Source organism: Delftia sp. JD2 (genome assembly GCF_001682645.1).
Classification (GTDB): Bacteria; Pseudomonadota; Gammaproteobacteria; order Burkholderiales; family Burkholderiaceae_C; genus Comamonas; species Comamonas acidovorans.
The window spans coordinates 24,133-45,489 of record NZ_LFJT01000052.1; the positions used below are offsets into that span (position 1 = coordinate 24,133).

The 21,357-nt window shown below is 67.6% G+C and carries 20 protein-coding genes; 7 read left to right on the forward strand and 13 right to left on the reverse strand.

Annotation, left to right across the window (positions count from 1 at the left end; translation table 11 throughout):
* Positions 1–20: 20 nt before the first annotated feature.
* Positions 21–1,589 carry a benzoylformate decarboxylase gene (gene mdlC, locus ACM14_RS23075; RefSeq protein ID WP_217491967.1) on the reverse strand — a complete coding sequence of 523 codons (1,569 nt, stop codon included), beginning with the start codon at positions 1,587–1,589 and terminating at the stop codon, positions 21–23.
* 208 nt (positions 1,590–1,797) lie between these two features.
* On the opposite strand from mdlC, the gene ACM14_RS23080 reads away from it, so the two are divergent.
* Both ACM14_RS23080 and ACM14_RS23085 read left to right on the forward strand, forming a co-directional pair.
* Entirely contained in the window at positions 1,798–2,727 is a 930-nt protein-coding gene (locus ACM14_RS23080; RefSeq protein WP_063327180.1) for a LysR family transcriptional regulator, read from the forward strand.
* Positions 2,728–2,906: 179 nt separating this feature from the next.
* Complete coding sequence (locus ACM14_RS23085; protein ID WP_012203473.1) at positions 2,907–3,689, forward strand: 3-hydroxybutyrate dehydrogenase; 783 nt, start codon at positions 2,907–2,909, stop codon at positions 3,687–3,689.
* 38 nt (positions 3,690–3,727) lie between these two features.
* Here ACM14_RS23085 and ACM14_RS23090 read toward each other — a convergent pair whose 3' ends face one another.
* The 8 genes from ACM14_RS23090 to ACM14_RS23125 all read right to left on the reverse strand — a co-directional run bounded on the left by ACM14_RS23090 (position 3,728) and on the right by ACM14_RS23125 (position 11,775).
* Positions 3,728–4,723 carry a tripartite tricarboxylate transporter substrate-binding protein gene (locus tag ACM14_RS23090; protein WP_065347409.1) on the reverse strand — a complete coding sequence of 332 codons (996 nt, stop codon included), beginning with the start codon at positions 4,721–4,723 and terminating at the stop codon, positions 3,728–3,730.
* Between the two features lie 10 nt (positions 4,724–4,733).
* Positions 4,734–5,615, reverse strand: coding sequence for a carboxylating nicotinate-nucleotide diphosphorylase (gene nadC / locus ACM14_RS23095; RefSeq protein ID WP_065347410.1), 882 nt, complete (start codon positions 5,613–5,615; stop codon positions 4,734–4,736).
* A gap of 124 nt (positions 5,616–5,739) precedes the next feature.
* On the reverse strand, positions 5,740–6,690 hold the full coding sequence (locus ACM14_RS23100; RefSeq protein ID WP_013804059.1) for a membrane protein: 951 nt from the start codon (positions 6,688–6,690) through the stop codon (positions 5,740–5,742).
* 87 nt (positions 6,691–6,777) lie between these two features.
* On the reverse strand, positions 6,778–8,271 hold the full coding sequence (locus tag ACM14_RS23105) for a class I adenylate-forming enzyme family protein (protein ID WP_065347411.1): 1,494 nt from the start codon (positions 8,269–8,271) through the stop codon (positions 6,778–6,780).
* Positions 8,272–8,294: 23 nt separating this feature from the next.
* A complete protein-coding gene (locus tag ACM14_RS23110; RefSeq protein ID WP_063327183.1) occupies positions 8,295–9,029 on the reverse strand; it encodes a CoA-transferase subunit beta in 735 nt (244 codons plus the stop codon).
* Entirely contained in the window at positions 9,026–9,865 is an 840-nt protein-coding gene (locus tag ACM14_RS23115; RefSeq protein ID WP_065347412.1) for a CoA transferase subunit A, read from the reverse strand. Before ACM14_RS23115 ends, ACM14_RS23110 begins: the two co-directional genes overlap by 4 nt.
* 27 nt (positions 9,866–9,892) lie before the next feature.
* Positions 9,893–10,612, reverse strand: coding sequence for an enoyl-CoA hydratase/isomerase family protein (locus ACM14_RS23120; protein WP_063327185.1), 720 nt, complete (start codon positions 10,610–10,612; stop codon positions 9,893–9,895).
* The gene (locus tag ACM14_RS23125) at positions 10,609–11,775 is read right to left on the reverse strand and encodes a CaiB/BaiF CoA-transferase family protein (RefSeq protein ID WP_065347413.1); all 1,167 of its coding nucleotides are present in this window, start codon (positions 11,773–11,775) and stop codon (positions 10,609–10,611) included. Before ACM14_RS23125 ends, ACM14_RS23120 begins: the two co-directional genes overlap by 4 nt.
* A gap of 212 nt (positions 11,776–11,987) precedes the next feature.
* Between ACM14_RS23125 and ACM14_RS23130 the strand changes: the two genes are divergently transcribed.
* The 3 genes from ACM14_RS23130 (at position 11,988) to ACM14_RS23140 (ending at position 15,379) form a co-directional block, all read left to right on the forward strand.
* Complete coding sequence (locus ACM14_RS23130) at positions 11,988–12,953, forward strand: tripartite tricarboxylate transporter substrate binding protein (protein WP_065347414.1); 966 nt, start codon at positions 11,988–11,990, stop codon at positions 12,951–12,953.
* 16 nt (positions 12,954–12,969) lie between these two features.
* Positions 12,970–14,511 (forward strand): FAD/NAD(P)-binding protein, encoded by a 1,542-nt coding sequence (locus ACM14_RS23135; RefSeq protein WP_065347415.1) that lies wholly within the window; start codon positions 12,970–12,972, stop codon positions 14,509–14,511.
* A gap of 97 nt (positions 14,512–14,608) precedes the next feature.
* Positions 14,609–15,379 carry an IclR family transcriptional regulator gene (locus ACM14_RS23140; protein ID WP_065347416.1) on the forward strand — a complete coding sequence of 257 codons (771 nt, stop codon included), beginning with the start codon at positions 14,609–14,611 and terminating at the stop codon, positions 15,377–15,379.
* Positions 15,380–15,521: 142 nt separating this feature from the next.
* Here ACM14_RS23140 and ACM14_RS23145 read toward each other — a convergent pair whose 3' ends face one another.
* The 4 genes from ACM14_RS23145 to ACM14_RS23160 all read right to left on the reverse strand — a co-directional run bounded on the left by ACM14_RS23145 (position 15,522) and on the right by ACM14_RS23160 (position 19,135).
* On the reverse strand, positions 15,522–16,397 hold the full coding sequence (locus ACM14_RS23145; RefSeq protein ID WP_065347417.1) for an SMI1/KNR4 family protein: 876 nt from the start codon (positions 16,395–16,397) through the stop codon (positions 15,522–15,524).
* A 5-nt stretch (positions 16,398–16,402) separates the two neighbouring features.
* A complete protein-coding gene (locus ACM14_RS23150; RefSeq protein ID WP_065347418.1) occupies positions 16,403–16,945 on the reverse strand; it encodes a CbrC family protein in 543 nt (180 codons plus the stop codon).
* A gap of 159 nt (positions 16,946–17,104) precedes the next feature.
* Complete coding sequence (gene ychF, locus ACM14_RS23155) at positions 17,105–18,199, reverse strand: redox-regulated ATPase YchF (protein WP_012203464.1); 1,095 nt, start codon at positions 18,197–18,199, stop codon at positions 17,105–17,107.
* Between the two features lie 69 nt (positions 18,200–18,268).
* A complete protein-coding gene (locus tag ACM14_RS23160) occupies positions 18,269–19,135 on the reverse strand; it encodes an MOSC domain-containing protein (RefSeq protein WP_065347419.1) in 867 nt (288 codons plus the stop codon).
* Between the two features lie 174 nt (positions 19,136–19,309).
* Between ACM14_RS23160 and ACM14_RS23165 the strand changes: the two genes are divergently transcribed.
* Together ACM14_RS23165 and ACM14_RS23170 are read left to right on the forward strand one after the other, a co-directional pair.
* Positions 19,310–20,455, forward strand: a complete 1,146-nt coding sequence (locus ACM14_RS23165) for an FAD-dependent monooxygenase (RefSeq protein ID WP_172642969.1) — start codon at positions 19,310–19,312, stop codon at positions 20,453–20,455.
* 146 nt (positions 20,456–20,601) lie between these two features.
* Complete coding sequence (locus ACM14_RS23170; protein WP_034390564.1) at positions 20,602–21,318, forward strand: DsbC family protein; 717 nt, start codon at positions 20,602–20,604, stop codon at positions 21,316–21,318.
* Positions 21,319–21,357 lie beyond the last annotated feature (39 nt).

Here is a 21,357-nt window from a genome sequence, read left to right on the forward strand (position 1 = left end):
TCCTGTCCCGGGGCCTGCGCTCAGGCGACCTCGACTTCGACCACGATGGGCTTGGGATGGGCCAGCGCGCGGGCCAGCACATCGGCCAGCTCGGCCGCGTTCTCCACATGCACGCCGTCGCAGCCCTGGCCCCGGGCCAGCGCCACGAAGTCGATGTCGGGCAGTTCCGTGCCCTCGACCTTCTCGCCCTCGCGGTAGCCGAAGACATGGGCGAAGTCCTGCAGCGCCGCATAGCGGCGGTTCTTGAGAATCACGAAGCTGATGGGCAGGCGCAGCTGGGCTGCGCTCCAGAGGGCCTGTATGGCGTACATGGCCGAGCCGTCGCCGATGACGGCGACCACCTTGGCCTCGGGCTGCGCCAGCGCCACGCCCACGGCGGCCGGCATGCTGTGACCCAGGCCGCCGCTGCACATGGTGTAGAAGGTGCCCGAGTGGAAGATGGGCAGGTAGGTCTGGATGGTGGAGCGCGAGCTGGGCGCCTCTTCCACCACGATGCTGTGGCGGTCGCGCACCTGGGCCAGCGTGTGCATGGCAAAGGCCACCGACATGCGCTCGCCTGCGGCGGGCGCGGCCGGCACGGGCGCTGCGGGCCGGGGTGCGGGCGCCTGGCGCGGTGCGGGTGCGGGGCGCTGCAGCAGCTCCTCCACGCCCATGCGCACATTGCCCACGGCAGCCGTGCCCACGGGGGCCCAGGCGGCAATGGCCGGGTCCTCGATCAGCTGGTAGAGCGCCGTGCCTTCGGGGATGTGCGGGCCCTCGCCTTCCACGTGGTAGGTGAAGGCGGCCGCGCCCACGGCGAAGACCACGTCATGGCCGGACAGCAGCTGCACGATGCGCTCGCGCATGGCGGGCAGGAAGCCGGCGAACAGGGGATGGTCCTCGGGGAAGCTGCAGCGCCCGCTCATGGGGGCTACGAAGACGCGGGCCTGGTGGCGCTCGGCCAGCGCGACCACGGCATCCCAGCCCTGGGCCCGGTCCACGGCCGCGCCCACGACCAGGGCCGGGGCACGCGCGGTGTCCAGCGCATCGCCGATGAGGTCCAGCGTGCGCGGATCGGGCCGCGTCTCGAAGCCCACATGGCGCAGCGTGACGGGCTCGGCCGGCTTGTCCCAGTCATCGGCGGGAATGGAGACCAGCACGGGGCCGCGCGGCTCCTGCATGGCGATGTAGTAGGCGCGCGCCAGCGCCTGGGGCACGTCTTCGGCGCGCGCGGGCTCGCAGCTCCACTTCACATAGGGCTTGGGCAGCTCGGCGGCCTGGTTGGAGTGCAGAAAGGGGTCGAACTGCAGCAGCGAGCGCGCCTGCTGGCCCGCCGTGATCACCAGGGGCGTGCGGTTCTTGAAGGCCGTGAAGATGTTGGCCATGGCGTGGCCCACGCCCGCAGCCGAATGCAGGTTCACGAAGCTGGCATTGCGCGTGGCCTGGGCGTGGCCGTCGGCCATGCCCACGACGACGGTTTCCTGCAGGCCCAGCACATAGGAGAAGTCTTCGGGGTAGTCGCGGAACAGCGGCAGCTCGGTCGAGCCCGGGTTGCCGAAGATGCGCGTCATGCCCAGCTCGCGCAGCATGGCGATCACGGCATGGCGCACGGTGTAGGTCGCGGTGGAGGTCGCGGTGGAAGAGGATGCCTGGGCGGGCTGGCTGCGCGGTGTGGTGGGTGCTTGCAAGATGGGGTCTCCTGGGAAATGGGCCAGCCGCCCGGTGCGTGCCGCGCGGTGGCCATGGAAGTCGGTGCCCATGGTGCAGGCGCTTATGATTTCCAGCAATTGAATAAACCATCTAAGAGATATTCACCAAATGGATATCAAGAACCTGGACCTCAACCTGCTGCGCGTCTTTGACGCCGTGTACCGCCACTGCAGCGTCAGCCGCGCGGCCGAGGAGCTGGGCATGTCCCAGCCCGCCGCCAGCCAGGCCGTGACGCGGCTGCGCCTGCTGCTGGGCAATCCGCTGTTCGAGCGCGCGCACGCAGGCGTGCGCCCCACGCCGCGTGCCGAGCGCCTGGCGCTGGCCGTGCGCCAGGCGCTGGAGGTGCTCGAAGTCGCCATGTCCGAGGCCCAGAGCTTCGAGCCGCTGCAGGCGCGCCAGCGCTTTCGCATCCACCTGAGCGACATCGGCGAGGCGCGCTTTCTGCCGCCGCTGATGCAGGCGCTGCACCAGCGCGCCCCGCATGTGCAGCTGGAGACCCTGCCCATGCCGCTGGACGGCATTGCCGATGCGCTGGACCGGGGCACGCTGGACATCGCCATCGGCTTTCTGCCGGGTGGCACGCGGACCCGGCAGACCGTGCTGCTGTCCGACCACTACGGCGTGCTGCTGCGCAGCGGCCACCCCGCGCTGGCGCACCTGCCCGAAGGCGCGCCACTGGCGCTGGCCACGCTGCGCCAGCTGGATTTCGCGGCCGTGCGCTCGCATTCGGAGACGCTGCGCATCCTGCAGGCGCTGCGGCTCGATGAGCGCATCCGCCTGTCGGCCGCGCATTTCATGGCCGTGCCCTCCATCGTGGGCAAGACCGACCTGGCGGTGATCATGCCGGCCGAGATCGCGGCCGGCTTTGTCGAGCGCGGCGGCTATGCGGTGCGCGATGCCGACCTGCCCGATCACCGCTTTGACGTGTCGCTGCACTGGAGCTGGCGCTTCGAGCAGGAACCGGCCAAGCGCTGGCTGCGCGAACTGGTCTGTGAGCTGTTCCAGCAGCCCCGGCACCGCGAGGCCGCCGCGCCCTGAAGGGCCGGCCGTCACGGCCATGACTTGCGGGCTGCCAACACTGGGGAGCCGGGCCTGCCGACTCAGTTTCGTCTAAGAAACCGGCGCCAGACTGGTCCCTGCGCCGACAAGGGCACGCGGCCGGCCGCGCCGAAGATGGACACCGGCCTGTTTCATCCACTCTCCAGGAAAGACTCACCATGCAACTCAAGGACAAGGTCGCCTTCATCACCGGCTCGGCCAGCGGCATCGGCAAGGAGATCGCCACGCTGTTCGCCAGCGAAGGCGCGCGCATCGTCATTGCCGACCTCAACAAGGAGGCAGCCGACGCCACGGCGGCCGAGCTGCGCGCCACGGGAGCGCAGGCCATGGGCGTGGCCGTGGACGTGACCGACGAGGCCCAGGTCAACGCCTCGGTCGAGGAGGCCGCCCGGGCCTTCGGCGGCATCGACATCCTGGTCAGCAATGCCGGGATACAGATCGTGCATCCGGTGGAGGAATTCAGCTTTGCCGACTGGAAGAAGATGCTGGCCATCCACCTGGACGGCGCCTTCCTCACCACGCGCGCCTGCCTCAAGCACATGTATGCGCAGGGCCGCGGCGGCAGCGTTATCTACATGGGATCGGTGCACTCCAAGGAGGCCTCGCTGCTCAAGGCGCCCTATGTCACGGCCAAGCACGGCCTGATCGGGCTGGCCAAGACCGTGGCCAAGGAAGGCGCCAAGCACGGCGTGCGCGCCAATGTGATCTGCCCGGGCTTCGTGCGCACGCCGCTGGTGGACAAGCAGATTCCCGAGCAGGCCCGCACGCTGGGCATCAGCGAGGACGAGGTCATCAAGAACGTGATGCTCAAGGAAACCGTGGACGGCGAGTTCACCACCACCGAGGACGTGGCCCGCGTGGCCCTGCTGTTCGCGGGCTTTCCCAGCAATGCGCTGACCGGCCAGTCGCTGGTGGTCAGCCACGGCTGGTTCATGCAGTAAGTCGCCAGTCGGCCACTCAATTGGCCCTCAATCGGCCTTCAATCGGCCTTCAGGCCCAGCGCCCGGGTCACGGCGGCATAGCGGTCGATGTCGGCCGCGATCAGCGCCTGGAATTGGCCCGGTGTCTGCCGCGCCAGGGTGTAGCCCTGGTCGCGCAAGCCAGCGCTGACGGCGGGATCGGCCAGCGCCTGCTCCAGCGTGTCATGCAATGCCTGCACCGTGGCCCGGGGCGTGGCGGCAGGTGCCAGAAGGCCATGCCACTGCTCCACCGCAAAGCCCGGCAGGCCGCGCTCGGCCACCGTGGGAACGCCGGTCAGCTGCGGCAGTCGCTGCGGCGCCGTGACGGCCAGGGCGCGCACGCGGCCTGCAGCGATCATGGCCGCAGCACTGCTGGCCGTGACCATGCCCGCCGCCACCTGGCCTGCCGCCACGGCCGTGATGGCCGGGCCGCAGCCCTTGTAGGGCACATGCTGCACAAAGCGCTTCGCCTCCCGGGCCAGCATCTCGCCGGCCAGGTGCTGGGGCGTGCCGTTGCCGCAGGAGGCGAACAGCAGCGGCCGTTCCTGGCGCGCCTGGGCCAGCGCATCCTCCAGCGTCTGCAGCGCGCTGTCCGCAGGCACGACCAGCACCGAGGCGATGGAGCCCGCGTTGAACACCGCCGTGAAGTCCTTGCGCGGATCGAAGTCCAGGCGCTCGTAGACACCGGGGTTGATGGCGAACGAGCTGTTGGCCATCAGCAAGGTGCTGCCGTCCGCCGCGGCCTGGGCCACGGCATGGGCGCCGATGTTGCCGCTGGCGCCGGGCCGGTTCTCCACCACCACGGGCTGGCCCAGGCGCTGCTGCAGCTGCTCGCCCAGTCGCCGCGCCAGCAGGTCCGTGCCGCCGCCCGGCGGAAAGGTCACGACGATGGTGATGGGCCGCTCCAGGCGCGTGCCGGCCTTGCCCGGCGCCGCCAGCCACAGCCCCGATGCGCCAGCCAGCAGCGCGCAGGCCGCCAGCGTCCAGAGTCTCCGCCCGCGCAAAGAAAATGCCATGACCGAGTCCTCAGGTGTCGAGGCCGATGTCGAGAACCCGGGCGCTGTGCGTGATCCAGCCCACGGCGATCTGGTCCACGCCGGTCTCGGCCACGGCGCGCGCCGTCTCGGGCGTGATGCGGCCCGAGGCTTCGGTCACCGCGCGCCCGCGCGCCATGGAGACGGCCGTGCGCAGCGTGTCCAGGTCCATGTTGTCCAGCAGCACCACTTCCACGCCCAGGGACAGCGCCACCTCCAGCTGCTCCAGCGTGTCCACCTCCAGCTGGATCTGCACCATGTGGCCCACGCCTGCGCGCGCCCGGGCCAGGGCCTCGGCCACGCCGCCGGCCAGCGCGATGTGGTTGTCCTTGATCAGCACGGCATCGTCCAGGCCGAAGCGGTGGTTGCTGCCGCCGCCCACGCGCACGGCGTATTTCTGCAGCGCACGCAGGCCCGGCATGGTCTTGCGCGTGCAGGTCACGCGTGCGCCCGTGTCGGCGATGGCCCGCGCGATCGATGCCGTGGCCGTGGCCACGCCGCTCAGGTGGCACAGGTAGTTGAGCGCCACGCGCTCGGCGGTGAGGATGGCGCGCGCGCTGCCGTGGATGCGCGCGATCTCCTGGCCGGGCTCCAGTTCGCTGCCATCGCGCAGCACCGGCTCGAAGCGCGACTGCGCATCCAGCGCACGGAACGCCAGCCGCGCCATGTCCAGCCCGGCCAGCACGCCCTCCTGGCGCGCCACCAGGCGCAGTTCGGCCTGTGCGTCCGCAGGGACGATGGCATCCGTGGTCAGGTCGCCCGCGCGGCCCAGGTCTTCCAGCAGGGCCGAGCGCACCAGCGGCTCCAGCATCAGGTCGGGCAGCGGCGGTACCGGCAGGCGGGCACTGAGGGCATTGGCAATATTAATGCTCATTTTGAGTATATGTAGGTCAAAAAAATGTGGCGCGCGGCCTTGCGGGCTTGAGCGAGGAACTTATGCTAGATACGAGCATAAGTGCTGTCAAGCCATTGTCACAATCGGGCAAGTGCCGTGCGGCTCAGGGGGAACCGTCGATGCCCTTGGCCAGGGGCAGCTTGCTGCCGGAGATGGCCCGCTCCAGCAGCACATCGCTGCGAAAGCGGAACAGCTTGGCCGGCCGGCCCGCCGAGCCCACCGTGAGCTGGCCGGTTTCCTCGACCAGATCCTGCTGCTCGATCAGGCGGCGGAAGTTCTGCTTGTGCAGCCCGCGCCCGGCCAGGGCCTCCACCGTCTGCTGCAGCTGCAGCAGCGTGAACTCGGGCGGCATCAGCTCGAACACCACGGGCCGGTACTTGATCTTGGCGCGCAGCCGCGCCATGCCCGTGGCCAGGATGCGGCGGTGGTCGTGGTGCATGGCCTCGCCGGGCAGCATGGCGGCCGCTCCATGGACGCGGTGGGCCGCCTCCTGCACCAGTCCGGCCTCGTACAGCAGTTCGTAGCGCTGCAGCACCATGTCCTCGTTCCAGGGCCCGCCGTCCAGGCCGAAGGCGATGTCCGCGCGCTGGCGCCGCAGCGCACGCTGGGCGCCGCGCGCCTCGGCCATCCAGGCATGCAGGCGCGGAGCGATGTGGGAGCGCAGCAGGGCCGGCTCGCCGCCGCGCCAGTCTTCCCAGGGAAAGTAGCGGTACCAGTCCTGCCAGACGGCCTGCCCCGCGCTGCGGTCCGCGGATTCGCGCGTCAGCCCCAGGTAGCTGACCGAGATCACGCGCGCCCCGCTGGCATCGGTGCGGTCGCCATCGGCAAAGGTGTAGAGCTGCTCCATGTAGCCCAGCGGGTGATGGGTCTGCTCCTCCACCCAGGCGCGCAGGCCGGCCTGCAGCGAACGGTGCCCCACCTCGAACGGCCCCGCCGGCAGCAACTGCCCGTCCGCCGTGGTCAGCACGCGCGGCGTGCCCTGGGTCACCGCCGCCAGCACGGCGACGAGTTCGGCATGGATGGGAGAGGCTGCGGGACTGGTGGGGTGGGGCACGAAGGTGAGGGAGGTCGGTTGGCGGGATGGGTGATTATGGTGGGTTGCCGCCGCTGCGGCCGGCTGCCGCCCTGCCCGCCCGACCACTCAGGCCAGCGCGGCCTTGAGGATCTTCCTGTCCACCTTCCCTACGGAATTTTCCGGAAGGGCATCAACGTAGTGGTAGGCGACGGGTGCATGCATCCGCGAGAGCTCGCCCAGCACCGCAGCGGCCAGGTGCTGCTCCGTGAGCGCGCGTCCCGTTTCGTCGCCGGTTCTCACGACGAAGGCGCACGGCACCTCGCCCAGGTCGGCATCGGGCCGGCCCACGACACAGCAGGCGCGTACGCCCGGCACCTTCGCAAGCACGCCTTCGATGAGGTTGGGAGAGAGGTTCTCGCCGCCGCGGATGATCACGTCCTTGATGCGGCCGGTGATGTACAGATACCCCTGGGCATCGAAGCGCCCCAGGTCTCCGGTGCGCAGTGCCGGCCCGGGGTCGGCGGGCGCGCCTGCGGTCTCCTCTTCGAGATAGCCCAGCATGAGGGTGGGTCCGCTGATGCAGATTTCTCCTTCTTGCAGGGGATCTTCGATCTCGGCACCGCCCGGCCTGGCAAGAAAGACCCGCTGCCCCGGCAGCACCGTGCCCACGGAGCCTACCCTGCGCGCGAGCGGAGGATTCATCGTGGAGGTGCAGGTCGCTTCCGAGAGCCCGTACGACACGACCAGGGGCACGCCCAACTTTTCCTCGACCCGCCTGTGCAGCTCCTCGGTGATGGGGGCCGAGCCGCAGCGCGCCATGCGCAAGGCGGCCAGCGAGGCTGGCGGAAACTCGAACGCGAGCATGCGCGAGTACATGGTCGGCACTCCCGTGATCACGGTGGGCCGATGCCGCTCCATCAGCGCCGGCATGTCCTGCGCCTTGAAGCGCTCCGCCAGCACGACGGCCGAGCCCGCCAGCAGTGGGGCCAGCAATTGGTTGTTGACGCCATTGGTGTGGTGCAGCGGCATGGTGTGCAGCAGCCGGTCCTGCGGGCCGAGCCCCGTGTGCCGGACGATGCCGTCCGCGTTGACCCGCAACCCCAGGTGGCTTTGCAGCACGCCCTTGGGCTTGCCGCTGCTGCCGGAAGTGAACAGCAGGTAGGCACAGTCCCGGGGGCCCGATGTGCAAGCCCAGTACGGCTGCACATCGGGAGCAAGGCTTTCCAATGCAATGCGCCGTACCTGCGCAACGGCCGCCAGACAGGGGTCGTCATGGTGGCTCCGGTCATGCACCAGCCAGGTCATGGCCGTCGCCGCAAAACGCCTTGCGGTCTCCTCGGCGCCAAGCCCGGGCTCCAGCACGCAGGGACAGGCGCCGGCCACCAGGGTCGCAAGCAGTGCGCAGGCCAGGTCCAGCGACCGCGGCACGGCAATGGCCACACGGTCGCCCTCGCGTATCCCGGCAGCCCGCAGGCCACCGGCCAGCACGCCGACCCGCTGCGCGAGGGCTCCGTAGCTCAGGACACCGCCCTGCGCCACCAGGGCGGGCCTTGCAGCCCACCCTGGCGACTGCCAGCGGCGATGAAAGGCCGCGACCAGGGATTCGAATTCGTCGGTCATTGGCAGCTCCTGTCCGGTGCGGCTCAGCGCAGGCTCACGCGTGCATCGCGCTCGAACTGCCCGTCAGGGTCCAGCGAGGCCAGGGCCTGGAGCTCGCGCTGCGTTGGCGGGTCGGTGGGATGCGCCGTGCTGGCGTCAAACTCGAAACCCGTGCGCTCGCGCACTTCTTCGAGGGATGCCTGCGGGTGCCATGAATCCAGCGCCAGGCGTCCGTCGCGCTTGATGAAGGTCGCGATCGGAGTGACCACTCCATGAAAGCCTCCCCACGAGGTGCGAAAGTCGAGCTTGTTCACCAGGGTGCGCGTCGAATGCTCGGTACGCCAGGTGCACGCGCGCAAGGCGGTGGGAAGCATGACGGCGCCGCCGCCTCCACCGGGAAGGCGCACCTTGGGCCTGTGCCAGTCGCCGATCGCCGAGTTGTTGGCGCACCCCTCGCCGTCGATCTGCGCCGCGCCAAGAAACGTCAAATCCATGCGCCCGCGGCAGCACAGGTCGTAGAAGTCCTCGTTGGCGAAGATGGACGCGCTGCGCTGCGCGAGCACGGGGTCCGAGCTCGACAGCGGGACGCTGGACGGCTCGGGGTCCACGCCGCCCGCGACGTTGATGTAGATGAAGTCCTCATCCAGCGTCTTTTTGGCCAGCAGGCAGGCCAGCATGGGCAAGGTGGAATTGACGCCGCTGAACGTGATCTCGCCGGGCCGGATGAACCGGGCCAGGTTGATGGCGATGTATGAAAAACCGGACCAGTTCGCGCTCATCTTGCCTTCTCCTGTGTTGCTGCCTCGGGCGCTTTCGCCAGGTGCGCGGCCAGGGCTTCGTCGCCCTCGGCCAGATAGCTTTCGACCGCGGGGTAGTCGATCGGATAGCTGGGCCAGCATGAGCCTGGCCAGGCGCCGCCGGGGACGACGGAGAAGGCTTCGACCATGAAATACGGCACGACGGTGGACTCCGGGTTGTCCTGGAATACCTGCGTGTCCACCAGCTTTTCCGCCACCACCAGCACACTGCGTGAGGCACGGCTCATGATGCGGTCCCAATGCGGCGTGCCCGCAATGCGCACGTTCCCCTGCCGGTCGATCTCCGAGGCAAGCAGCACCGCATAGTCCGGCTCGATGGCCGGGATGGCGTACACCGGTGCGCGATCCGAGTACGGGTCCGGCAGGCTCACCCAGCCGTTCAAGGCGGGCAGGTCGCTTCCGTGCAAGCCCGCGCACGGCTGAAAGGGGATGCCGTACGCCGCCGCGCGCAGCCCGGCGGTCAGGCTCGCGCAGGCATGCTCTTCGAGAACGACTTCCTGGCGCTCGACGGCCCGGCGGTACCAGGGCGCCAGGCCGAAGTTGCCCTCCATCGCGACGATGCCGGCCCGCACCTTTCTGACGGCCCCGGCCCGGCAAAGAATGTCGATGTCGTAGCCGGGAGACTGCTTGATGATTTCAAGGCCGGTCCTGCCCTGGCGGATCAGTTCGCGCACGAAGGCGAACGGGCCACGGTGAAGAAAGCTCCCGCCGATGGCCAGGGAGGCCCCGTCCGGTACGCGCGAGACGAGTTCCTGCAGGGGAACACATTTGTTTTTTCCGACGAATCCAGAAGGCATGGGTTGGTCCTTGTGAAAATTGCTCCACTACTGGCCCAGATACTTGCGCAGCCGGTCTTTCAACCCTGGCCGCGCGGCGGAACGCACCAGATGCGCCAGGTCGGCATCCGCCTGTACCGTATCGAGCGCGCGATACAGCGAGGCCCGGGCCTCGTCCTCGAGTTCAACGACCAGCGCTTCGCATTCCTGCACCACGCCCGGCCAATCCTCCTGGGCCAGGACCTGCTGGACGAATCCCATCTGCACGGCCTCGTCCGTGGAAAACGGCCGGCTTGCGCCGAGGATGTCCAAGGCCTTCTGCGTTCCCACCAGGTCGGCGAAGCGCCGGGTTCCGAGCACCAGGCCGAACTTCAGGCCGGGCATGCGGAACATGCCCTGTGCGCTGGCAATACGCCGGCGGCATGCGGCGAACAGGTCGACGCCCGCCCCGTACACCTTGCCATGCGCCAGGGCGACGGTGTATGCCGGCGACGTTGCAAGCGCCTGAAGCAGCTGTTCGATGCGGATGAAGCGCAGGACGAGATCGCCTTCGCTCTGTGCCTCCAGGTCGGACAGATCGAAGCCGGCGCACAGGCTCTTTCCAGCGCCGCGCAGGACCAGCAGGCGAGCCCCCTGGGCATGGGCATGCCGTACCCCCTCCAGCAGTGCGTCGACCAGCTCCGCGTTGAGGGCATTGAGCTTGTCGGGGCGGTTGAGGGTGAAAGTCCAGCGGTGGCCGCTGACCTGGATATCCAGGACGCCGCTCATACCGTCTCCTTTGCGCCATCGCGTAGCGGACCCAGCACCTGCTCGTTGTGCTCGCCCAGCGAAGGCGGCCGCAGCCGCACCGCCAGCGTGCGGTCATCGAAGCGGACGGGCGAGACAAAGGTCATGGTCTTCACGCCGTTGGGCAGCTCCAGCGGTTGCACCCACTGCATGTGCTCGACCTGCGGGTCGGCGAGCACCTCCGAGTACCGATTGATGGGCGCGCAGGGAACCCCCGCGTCGCGAAAGCGCTGCAGCCAGGTCGCCGTGTCGGCTCGCACGAACTCCTCTTCGAGGATCTCCAGCAGAGCATCCTGGTGCTGGGCACGCAGCGTCGGCGTCAGGAAACGGGCATCATCCAGCAGCGCCATCTTGCCGACCACTTCGCAGACCGAACGCCACAGCGCGTTGTTGCCGGCGGCCATGCCGAAGTAGCCGTCGCAGGAGCGAAAGACGCGGTACGGCGCGTTGCGGGGATGGGCCGAGCCCAGCGCGCGCGGGTCACGCCCGCTGCCGAAGTACTCCGATGTCTGTAGCGCCGCGATACCCAGCGTGGCGCCCAGCATTGGCACATCCAGATGTACACCCTGTCCGCTGGCCTGCGCCGCACGCAATGCCGCCGCAATGGAGAAAGCGGCATACAGGCCCGCGGAGAAATCGGCCAGCGGCACGCCGCACTTCACGGGAGCGCCGCCCTCCTCCCCGGTGATGCTCATGATGCCGCTCATGGCCTGGACGGTGAGATCGAACCCGCCTTCCCCGGACCGCGGCCCCGACTGTCCGTAGGCCGAGATGGAGCAGTAGACCAGGCGCCGGTTCAGGGCCTGCAGGTCCTTGTAGCCCAGCCCCAGGCGGTCCATGACGCCGGGGCGATTGTTCTCGATGAGCACATCGGCACCCCGGACCAGCTCGCGCAGCAGTTGCACATCGCCGGCCTCCTTGAGGTTGAGGGTGACCGACTTCTTGTTGCGATTGAGCGAGGCGAAGTTCTCGCTGTAACCGTCACTGATGGGTGGCCAGCTGCGCAGGGTGTCACCGCCTTGCGGGTTCTCCACCTTGATCAGCTCGGCCCCCAGGTCCGCCAGGAGCATTCCACAAAAAGGCCCAGCCGCCACGTTGCAGATCTCGATCACTTTGATGCCGTCCAGCGGCAGTTGATGGCTCATGTTGTCTCCAAAAACGAGGGGCGTGGTCGGCGTGTGCGGTTGGCTGGGGTTATCGCCAAGGTGTTGCCGCGTTGACAAATCCTACCAGCGGCGCCCATGATGTCAACAAATTATGAGACATCAATCCTAATTTTTGGGAATAAACAAAGAACTGAATTCAAGCCGACAGCGATCAGAAACCCATCGACCCCAAGGGCAAAAGGAGACAAAAGATGATTCACAGACGCCAAATCCTGGCAGGCATCGCAGGCATGGCCTGCTCGGGGCCGTTGCTCGCACAGCAATGGCCGGCAAAGCCCGTGCGCGTCGTCACGCCCTACCCGCCCGGCGGCGCGACCGACATCACGGCACGCGTCTATGCGCAGTACCTGGGTCAATGGCTGGGCCAGCCCTTCGTCATCGAAAACCGGGCAGGCGCCGGAGGCGAAATCGGCGCCACGGCCGTGGCCAACAGCGCCGGCGACGGCTACAGCCTGTTGTTCGGAGCGATTGGCAGCCTGGCCATCCACGCGGTCATCCCCACGCAAAAGCCTCCCTACGACCTGATGACGGCATTGACCGGCGTCTCCATGGGCAGCTCGGTGCCTCTGGCCATCGCGGTGCGCAGCGACCTGCCCGCCCATTCCGTGGCCGAGCTGCTCAAGCTCGGCAAGGCCGGCGGCAAAGGCCTGACCTATGGTTCCGCAGGCAATGGTTCCACCCAGCACATGACGGGGGAGTACTTCCAGCAGGCGGCCGGCATGAAGCTGGTGCACATCCCCTACAAGGGAAGCGCGCCCGCTGTCGCCGATCTGCTGGGTGGCCAGATCGACCTGGTCTTCGAGACGCTGCCGGCACTGGCCTCGCAGATCGGCAGTGGCAAGCTGCGCATCCTGGCCGTGACCAGCGCCAGGCGCAGCGACATGCTGCCCGACGTGCCCACGCTCAAGGAATCCGGTTTCCCGGATTTCGAAGTCACGACCTACTACGGGCTGCTCGCGCCCAAGGCCACACCACCGGCCATCGTGGGCCAGCTCTCGAAGGCCATGCAGGAGATCGCAAAGATGCGCGAAGTACGCCAGACGCTGCAAAAGCAGGGCGCCGATGCCTACGCAAGCAGTCCCGAACACACCACCCGGCTCATCGAGGCCGAGCTGGCCAAGTGGGGCCAGGTTCAAAAGACTGCCCAGGTGCAGTGAACGCAACGGCACCCTCATGCAAAGCATGCGAATTGCCGTCGTGGGAGGCGGCTCCGTGGCCACATCCTTCCTGTTCCATCTGGTGCGTGCGCGAGTGCAGGCACAAAGCGCCCTCCCTAGGCTGCAGGTGCTGGTCTTCGAGCCGGCCCCTGCCGTCGGCCGTGGAGCGGCCTATGCCGACGACGCACCCACCAATCTTCTGAACGTCACGGCCGGCAGCATGTCCGTCGCCGAAGATGACCGGCAACACTTTCTGCGCTGGCTCCACCGCCAGGCAATCACCCATTTCCAGGGCGAGCAGATCACGCACGACTCGTTTCTGCCGCGCCCGCTTTTCGGCCGCTATCTGGAAGATGTCTACCGCGAAACCTGTGCCACGGGGGCCACGTTGGGCGTGGACATCCGCCACGTCCGGGAGGCCGTGCACGATGTCAGGGCAGACCCACCGGCCGGCTACCGGCTCGTGACACAGCAGGCAGAGCACATCGCGCAACGGGTGATCCTCGCCATCGGCAACCTGAGCTCGGCCGCGTTCGAGGACTTGCGCGGCCACGCCGGCTACTTCGACAGCCCGTACCCGGTCCGGGCACTGGCCTGTGGCATCCCCCGCGATGCGACGGTATGCGTGCTGGGCACGAGCCTGAGCGCCATCGACGCCGTGGTGGCGCTTGCCGAAGCCGGCCACACGGGGCCGATGTACTGCATGTCCCGCAACGGCAGGCTTCCGTCGGTCAGGGGCCTGAAGAACCAGCCCGTCACACTGAGTCCGCGCCTTGTGGCCACCCTTGCCGAAGGGGTCACCCAAGGCCGCCGCCTGACACTGCGAGAGGCAATGGGTCTGCTCGCAGACGAACTGGCGCACCAGGGCATAGCGTTCGACGAACTCCTGGACCTGCAGGCTGCACCGCCCCCAGCCACGAACTACCTGCAAGAGGAAATCACGCTGTCCTCATCGCGTCCACGGCAATGGCAGTCGCTGGGCAATGCGCTCAACGCCGTCGTGGACGCCATCTGGCAGCAGCTCGACGACGCCGGGCGCGAGCGCTTCGACGCCACGCTGCGCAGCATCTGGATGGCTCGCCGCGTGACCTTCCCCATCGAGAATGCACGCAGGCTGCAGGCACTGCTTCGTGCGGGCCGCCTGCAGGTGATGCCGGGCCTGCAGTCTGTAGCCCCGGTCCCCGGCCAGCACCACCAGTTCCGCATTCAGGCCCGGGACAGGGCCGAGCTGCAAGCGGACGTGGTCATCAATGCCACGAGCTTTTCCGCGGACGCCAGGCACTCGGACCTGCCATTGCTGCGCAACCTGCTGGACCGGGGCGAGGCCTGCCCTCACCGCTTCGGCGGCTTGTGCGTGGATTTCGCGACCGGAAATCTGATGCGGTCCGACGGCAGCATCAATGCGGACATCAGCGTGCTGGGCACCATGGCGGCAGGAACCTACTTCTGGACCAACTCCATGGATGTCAACGCACGGCTCGCACGGGGAGTGGCCGGCCGACTGGTCCAGGAGTTGTGCGCATCGGAAACTCGGGCCGAGCGCACCTGCCCCATCTGATCCCCGGGCACGGCGCGAGCGGGCTCGCAAAGATGCTGTCCGGGCCGTGAGCGACGCCATGCGTGCTAAGCTCATCCCAACATTTGGGATTCATTGCATGGACAAAACGCTACTCAAGGGCCTGGCAGTGCTGGAGGCCATTGCCGAGATGCAGGGCGAGGCACGCGTCATCGACGACGTGGCGGCCCGCGTGGGCCTCACCCGAAGCAATGCGCACAGGACACTGCAGACCCTCATCCACGCCGGATACGTGGAGCGCGACCCGGCAGGCGGGGGCTTTCGCAGCACGACCAAGATGTATGCACTGGGCGTGCGCCAGCTGGGGCAGCTCGACCTGCGCAAGATCGCTCCCTCTTTCATGGCGGTACTGGCCGAGGAAAGCGCGGAGACGGTCCATCTGTCGGTGCTTGAAGGGCAGGATGTCATCTACGTGGACAAGATAGACAGCGTCCAGCCCATACGCGCCTACTCGATGATCGGTGGCCGCGCTCCCGCCTATGCCGTGGCCACGGGCAAGGCCCTGCTGGCGGCGCAGCCCGCGCAGTACCTTGACCGGCTACCTGACCCTTTGCCGAGGTTCACGCCAAACACGATCGTGAGCAAGGAGCTTCTGAAGGCCGAATGCGCCAAGGCGCTTCGCGTCGGATATGCGGTCAATCGCGGGGAATGGCGCGAAGGCGTTGGCGGCCTGGCCGCAGCCGTTTACGACGCCTTCGAGCGTCCCGTGGCCGCCATCGGCATTTCGGGACCGCTGGACCGCCTGAGCGTGGCCCGCATGAAGGAGATGGCGCCGCGCGTCATCGACGCCGCCGCGCAACTCTCGAAGGCCTTGGGGTATACGCGCGGGTATTTCGGCGAATCGGTCTGAACGGACTCATAGATCCACTGACCCGTGGCCTGGAGGCTTGGCCGTTTGATCATCCCTGCATCCCAGTTCACGCTCGAGGTCGGGGCGGTCGGTTGGCGGGATGGGTGATTATGGTGGGTTGCAGGGGCCGGTCCGCCCGCGTTCAGGCATGGCGGTCCAAGCTTCCGATGTACTGGTCCACCATGGCCTTGGCCTGTCCCAGGCTGCAGCCATGCTCGCTCTGGCAGGCCCTGATGGCCGCCATCTTCTGCAGGGGGTCGGCGGCAAGGGTGCGCCAGTCGATCTTTGCGGTCTCTGGCGCAGGGCCGTGCCGCGCGCCGCCCTCCTCCACCGAACGCACTTCCCAGCGCGCCACGACGGGAAAGGAAAGGTCCACGGCGGGCAGCCGGTCCAGTTCGGCCGCCAGTTCATCTTGTGAAATCAATGAAGCCACCTGGCGAACACGCGCCCGGGGCCCATCGCGCCAAGGCCTGATCTCCAAGGGGCGCCGGCAGAAATCCTGCAGATAGTCACCCAACTCCTGCGTCATGAAGCGCGTGGTCTGTGCGACATCGGCCTGCAACAGTTGCAAAGCCTCCGGCTGCGAGAAGTCATCCAGCTGATCGCTCAGGTCCGCAAAGGCCTGCAGAAATCCCGCGCAGACAAAGTCATCGAAGCAGGCGTGCGAAAGACTGCTGGCCTCGTCATCGTGCAACACCAGCGCCACGCCCACGCCATGCGTGTCCAGCGGCGTCAGGCACCAGGCATCGCCGGCGCCCGACTGGGCGAATGGCAGAAAGCTCCGGCCGTTCTGTGCGCCAGGATGAAGCCAGCCCTCGATGATTTCCCGGCTGGCTTCGGCGTCTATCCATTCGAAGTCCTGCCAACTCATGAACAAGGGCGGGTCCTGCAGACAACGCTGGCGCCAGGTGGCAGCCCAATCCGGACCGTAGACGGTCTTTCCCGATGCCAGGAGGTCGCTCAACAGCGGCGGCAGCGCAATGCCGGTCTGGGTGGAGAGGTCGGCGTAGGTGGTCATTGGATTCATCCCACGTCCATATGCAGCCGATGCCGGCCGCAATGCACGCACCGGAAAAGGCAGCCGGAAATCATGCCGTCCGTGGACATGCGCTCCAGCATCCACTGCGCATCGTTCCTGTAGCTGCCTTCGATGTCGGGCAGGACTTCAGCAAGGAAAGGCTCGACGGCATGCCTGTCGGCGTGACCCAGGAAGACACAGGGTGCGTTGCAGTGCGTGAGCCACACGGGCTGCTGCCAGGCCCTGTAGCCGGGCGTGCGCTGCGCGATCTCCAACAGCAGTTCCCTGGCGATGGTGGGCTCGGGGTCTGCCGGATCAGGCGACACGCCTTCGATATCGGTGTATCCCACAAGTTCGCCGTCGTATGTCTCGCAAGCCTGCCCGCTGGCAATGCACCAGGGACACAGGTAGTCGGGGCTTTGCTGGCTGTAGAACGGGCCCTCGTACTTGAGGCTGCGGTTTTGTCCGCAGCAGGAACACACACCCTCTTCCTGCTCGAAGACGGTTTCGTAGGCGCCGGGATGGAATCTGAAATGCGGGCGGTCCATTTCAAGGTCTCTCTTTCCCCAATGGAAAGGCGCCATTGTCCATGGACGTTCGGTGCGCGGGACCGAATCGATCCAGGCATGAAAAAACCGCGCACAAGCGCGGTTTCCTGAGGTGGGCGAGAACTGCTTTTCAGCAGTTCTGCCGCGGCATCCGTTGCCTCAGACGTTGAACAGGAAGTTCATCACGTCGCCATCCTTGACGACATATTCCTTGCCTTCGGCGCGCATCTTGCCCGCGTCCTTGGCGCCTTGCTCGCCCTTGAAGGCGATGAAGTCGTCAAAGGCGATGGTCTGGGCACGGATGAAGCCGCGCTCGAAGTCGCCGTGGATGACGCCTGCGGCCTGGGGGGCGGTGTCGCCGACCTTGATGGTCCAGGCGCGCACTTCCTTGACGCCGGCCGTGAAGTAGGTCTGCAGACCCAGCAGGCCGAAGCCAGCGCGGATCAGGCGGTTCAGGCCCGGTTCTTCCAGGCCCAGTTCCTGCAGGAACATGTCGCGGTCCTCGTCGCTCATCTCGGCCATTTCAGCCTCGATCTTGGCGCAGATGGCCACGACGGGAGCGCCTTGTGCCTCGGCATAGGCCTTGAGGCTGTCGAGCAGCGGATTGTTCTCGAAGCCGTCTTCGCTGACGTTGCCCACGAACATGGCGGGCTTGGCGGTGATCAGGCAGAACTGCTTGAGCAGGGGCGCGTCTTCCTTGGAGACGGGCACCGTGCGTGCGGGCTTGCCCTGGTCCAGGGCAGCCTGGATGGGAGTCAGCAAAGCCACCACCTTGGCGGCTTCCTTGTCGTTGCCCGACTTGGCGGCCTTGCTGTAGCGGTTCAGCGCCTTCTCGACGGTGGCCAGGTCGGCCAGGCACAGCTCGGTCTGGATGACCTCGATGTCGGCGATGGGGTCCACCTTGTTGGCCACGTGGATGACGTTCGGGTCTTCGAAGCAGCGCACCACGTTGACGATGGCGTCGGTCTCGCGGATGTGGGCCAGGAACTGGTTGCCCAGGCCTTCACCCTTGGAGGCACCGGCCACCAGGCCGGCGATGTCCACGAATTCGACGATGGCCGGCACGATGCGCTCGGGCGTGATGATGTCGGCCAGCTTCTGCAGGCGCGGATCGGGCACTTCCACCACGCCGGTGTTCGGCTCGATGGTGCAGAAGGGATAGTTCTCGGCGGCGATGCCGGCCTTCGTCAGCGCGTTGAAGAGAGTGGACTTGCCCACATTGGGCAGGCCCACGATGCCGCATTTGAGGCTCATGGCAGGGCTTTCTACAGGGATTCTGGGGACAAACCCCGTATTTTAGTCAACCGGGCATTTCCTGTCGTTTCAGGCGAACTGCCAGTCGCCGGCCACGGACTGGCCAACGACCAGTTCGGCCCCGTCGTGCAGGCCTTCCAGCACGGCATTCATGCCGAAGGTGATGGCGCCATCGACACGGTCGTCTTGGCGGTAGGTACGGATGGCGTCACCCACGGCGGTGCCCTGCACGGCCGTGACGGGGTCGATGTCGGGAATGGGGCAGCGTGTGCAGGGCTTGGCCATACGCAGCCGCAGGCCCTGGGCATCGAGCACGTCGAACCCGTCGACCCGGTCCTCGTCATGGGCCTCCAGGCCTTCGATCACGATATTGGGGCGAAAGCGCCGTGCGTCCACCGCGGCGTGGCCGGCTGCCTGCAGGCGCTGGTTGAGTTCATCCACGGCCGCCTGGCTCAGTACCAGCAGCGGATAGCCGTCCGCGAAGTGCACAGGTGCGGCCTCGCCCCCGGTCCAGCGCTCGCTGGTGCGGCGCGGCGCGGCCGGGTCGAAGCGCACCAGGGCGCAATCCGCGCCCAGGGCTTGCGTCAGCCAGTGGGCGGCCTCGGGGCCCATGTCCCAGGCCTGCACCCAGTCCGACCAGACGCGCGCCCGGCGCTCCGGCCCCGTGGCCTGCAGCGCGATGCGCAGCGGCGGCTGCTGGGGAAAGTGCAGCACCAGGTGCCCGGCCTCCAGCTCGGGGCGTATCCAGGCCATGCGCGGATGGTCGCGCTGGGTCAGGAATTCGCCCTGCGCATCGACCACCATCCAGTGGCGGTCCCAGGCCAGGCCGGTGGCGCCGACGCCGCTGCTTTGCAGCGCGATGCCCGCGCAGGATTTGACGGGATATACCCACAACTGGGCAATGCGGCCCTGCACGTCTCTTTCTTGGTCAAACATCGGATAGCTCTTTTTGGGAAATCTGGAGTGTGTATGCCATCCATGGTGCGAATGGCGCCATGCGATGGGCGGCAATATGCCAGATGGCGATGCAGGCTGCGGCAGGTCATGCCAAAGCCGGAGTTTGCGCCAGTTGGAATCCCCGGCATGGCCCGGACTCCTACAATGCCGGCCATGGCGCAAACCTTTGATGTATGTATACGCGGGGCCGGCATTGCAGGCCGGACCCTGGCTCTCCTGCTGGCCCGGGAACGGCTGCGCGTGGCCCTGGTGGTGGCCGCGCCGACCGGCAACGCGCCCGATGTGCGCGCCTACGCGCTCAATGCCAGCGCACGCGGCCTGCTGGACAGCCTGCGCTGCTGGCCCGATGACCAGCACGCCACGCCCGTGACGCAAATGGAGGTCTTTGGCGACCTGGACGGCCATGTGCTGTTCGACGCAGCCAGCCAGGATGTCGAGGCCCTGACCTGGATCGTCGATGTGCCCGCGCTGGAGCAGCGCCTGGCCGAGGCCGTGCGCTACCAGCCCATGGTCGAGGTGGTGGACCAGCCGGTGGCCGCGCCGCTGACGGCCATCTGCGAGGGCCGCGCCAGCCGCACGCGCAGCGAGTTCGGCGTGGACTTCGCCGTCACGCCCTATGCACAGCACGCCATCGCCACCCGGCTGCACTGCGAGCTGCCGCACGGACAGGTGGCGCGACAGTGGTTCACGCCCGAAGGCATCCTGGCCCTGCTGCCGCTGGACGGCCCGCAAGGCCACAGCGTGGCCGTGGTCTGGTCCATCGCCCGCGAGCTGGCCGACGGCTGGCTGGCCGCCGACACACAGGATTTCACCGCGCGGCTGGAAGCCATCAGCCAGGGAGCGCTGGGCCGGCTGGAGCTGAGTGCACCGCGCATGGCCTGGCCGCTGCAGCAGGCCGTGGCCGACCACTGGTGCGGCTCCATGCCCGACGGCGATGCACGCTCGGCCCGCAGCTGGGTGCTGGTGGGCGACGCCGCCCACAACGTGCATCCGCTGGCAGGCCAGGGCCTGAACCTGGGCCTGGGCGATGTGCAGGCGCTGGCACGCGTGCTGCAGGAGCGCGGCTACTGGCGCAGCACCGGCGATCTGCGCCTGCTGCGCCGCTATGAACGCGAGCGCAAGGCCGCGCTGGCGCCCATGGGCCTGGCCATGGACGGGCTGCAGCAGCTGTTCAGCCGCTCCGAGGTGCCGGTGCAGATGCTGCGCAACTGGGGCATGAAGGGCTTCGAGCGCTTCGGCCCGCTCAAGGACTGGATGGCGCGCCAGGCCATGGGCCTGGACCCGCGCAGCGGCGCCTGAGCCTGGAGCCAAGCCGATCCCGTGCCGTTGAACCCTTTGCCGTTTTGCGACTCGTACCCCTGCTCCGTGGCGCACCGCGCCGCGCAATCCCCCTCAACCACGGCGCGGCCGGCCTGAACGCGGCCCCGCCCACCCACCGCATTGCCATGAAACTCTTCGCCTGCCTGCTGACGGCCGCCAGCCTGACCTGGAGCCTCGGTGTCCATGCCCAGGACGCCAACCTGCGCAAGACGCTGACCGAGCGCATTCCCCAGCTGGAAAAGATCGACGAAATCCGCCCCACGCCCATGTCCGGCCTCTTCGAAGTGCGCATCGGCACGGACCTGTTCTATACGGACGCCAAGGGCAACTACCTGATCCAGGGCGAGCTGATCGACACCAAGGCGCGCCGCAATCTCACCGAAGACCGCATGAACCAGCTGACGGCGGTGGACTTCAAGCAGCTGCCGCTCAAGGACGCCGTGACCATCGTCCACGGCAAGGGCGAGCGCAAGATGGCCGTGTTCGAAGATCCCAACTGCGGCTACTGCAAGCGTTTCGAGCGCGACCTGCAGACCGTGGACAACGTCACCATCTACCTGTTCCTGTACCCCATCCTGAGCCCCGACTCGGCCGAGAAGTCGCGCAACATCTGGTGCGCCAAGGACCAGGCCGGTGCATGGGCCGACCACATGCTGCGCGACAAGGTGCCGGCTGCCGCCCAGTGCGACACCTCGGCCGTGCAGCGCAACCTGGCCTTTGGGCGCAAGTACAAGATCACGGGAACGCCCACCGTCATCTTCACCAACAACACCCGCGTGCCTGGCGCCATCAGCGCCCAGGAAGTCGAGAAGAACCTGGCCGCAGCCGCAGCCGCGCGCTGACCGCCACCGGGCGGGCCCGGCGCCATGGACGCCGGGCCC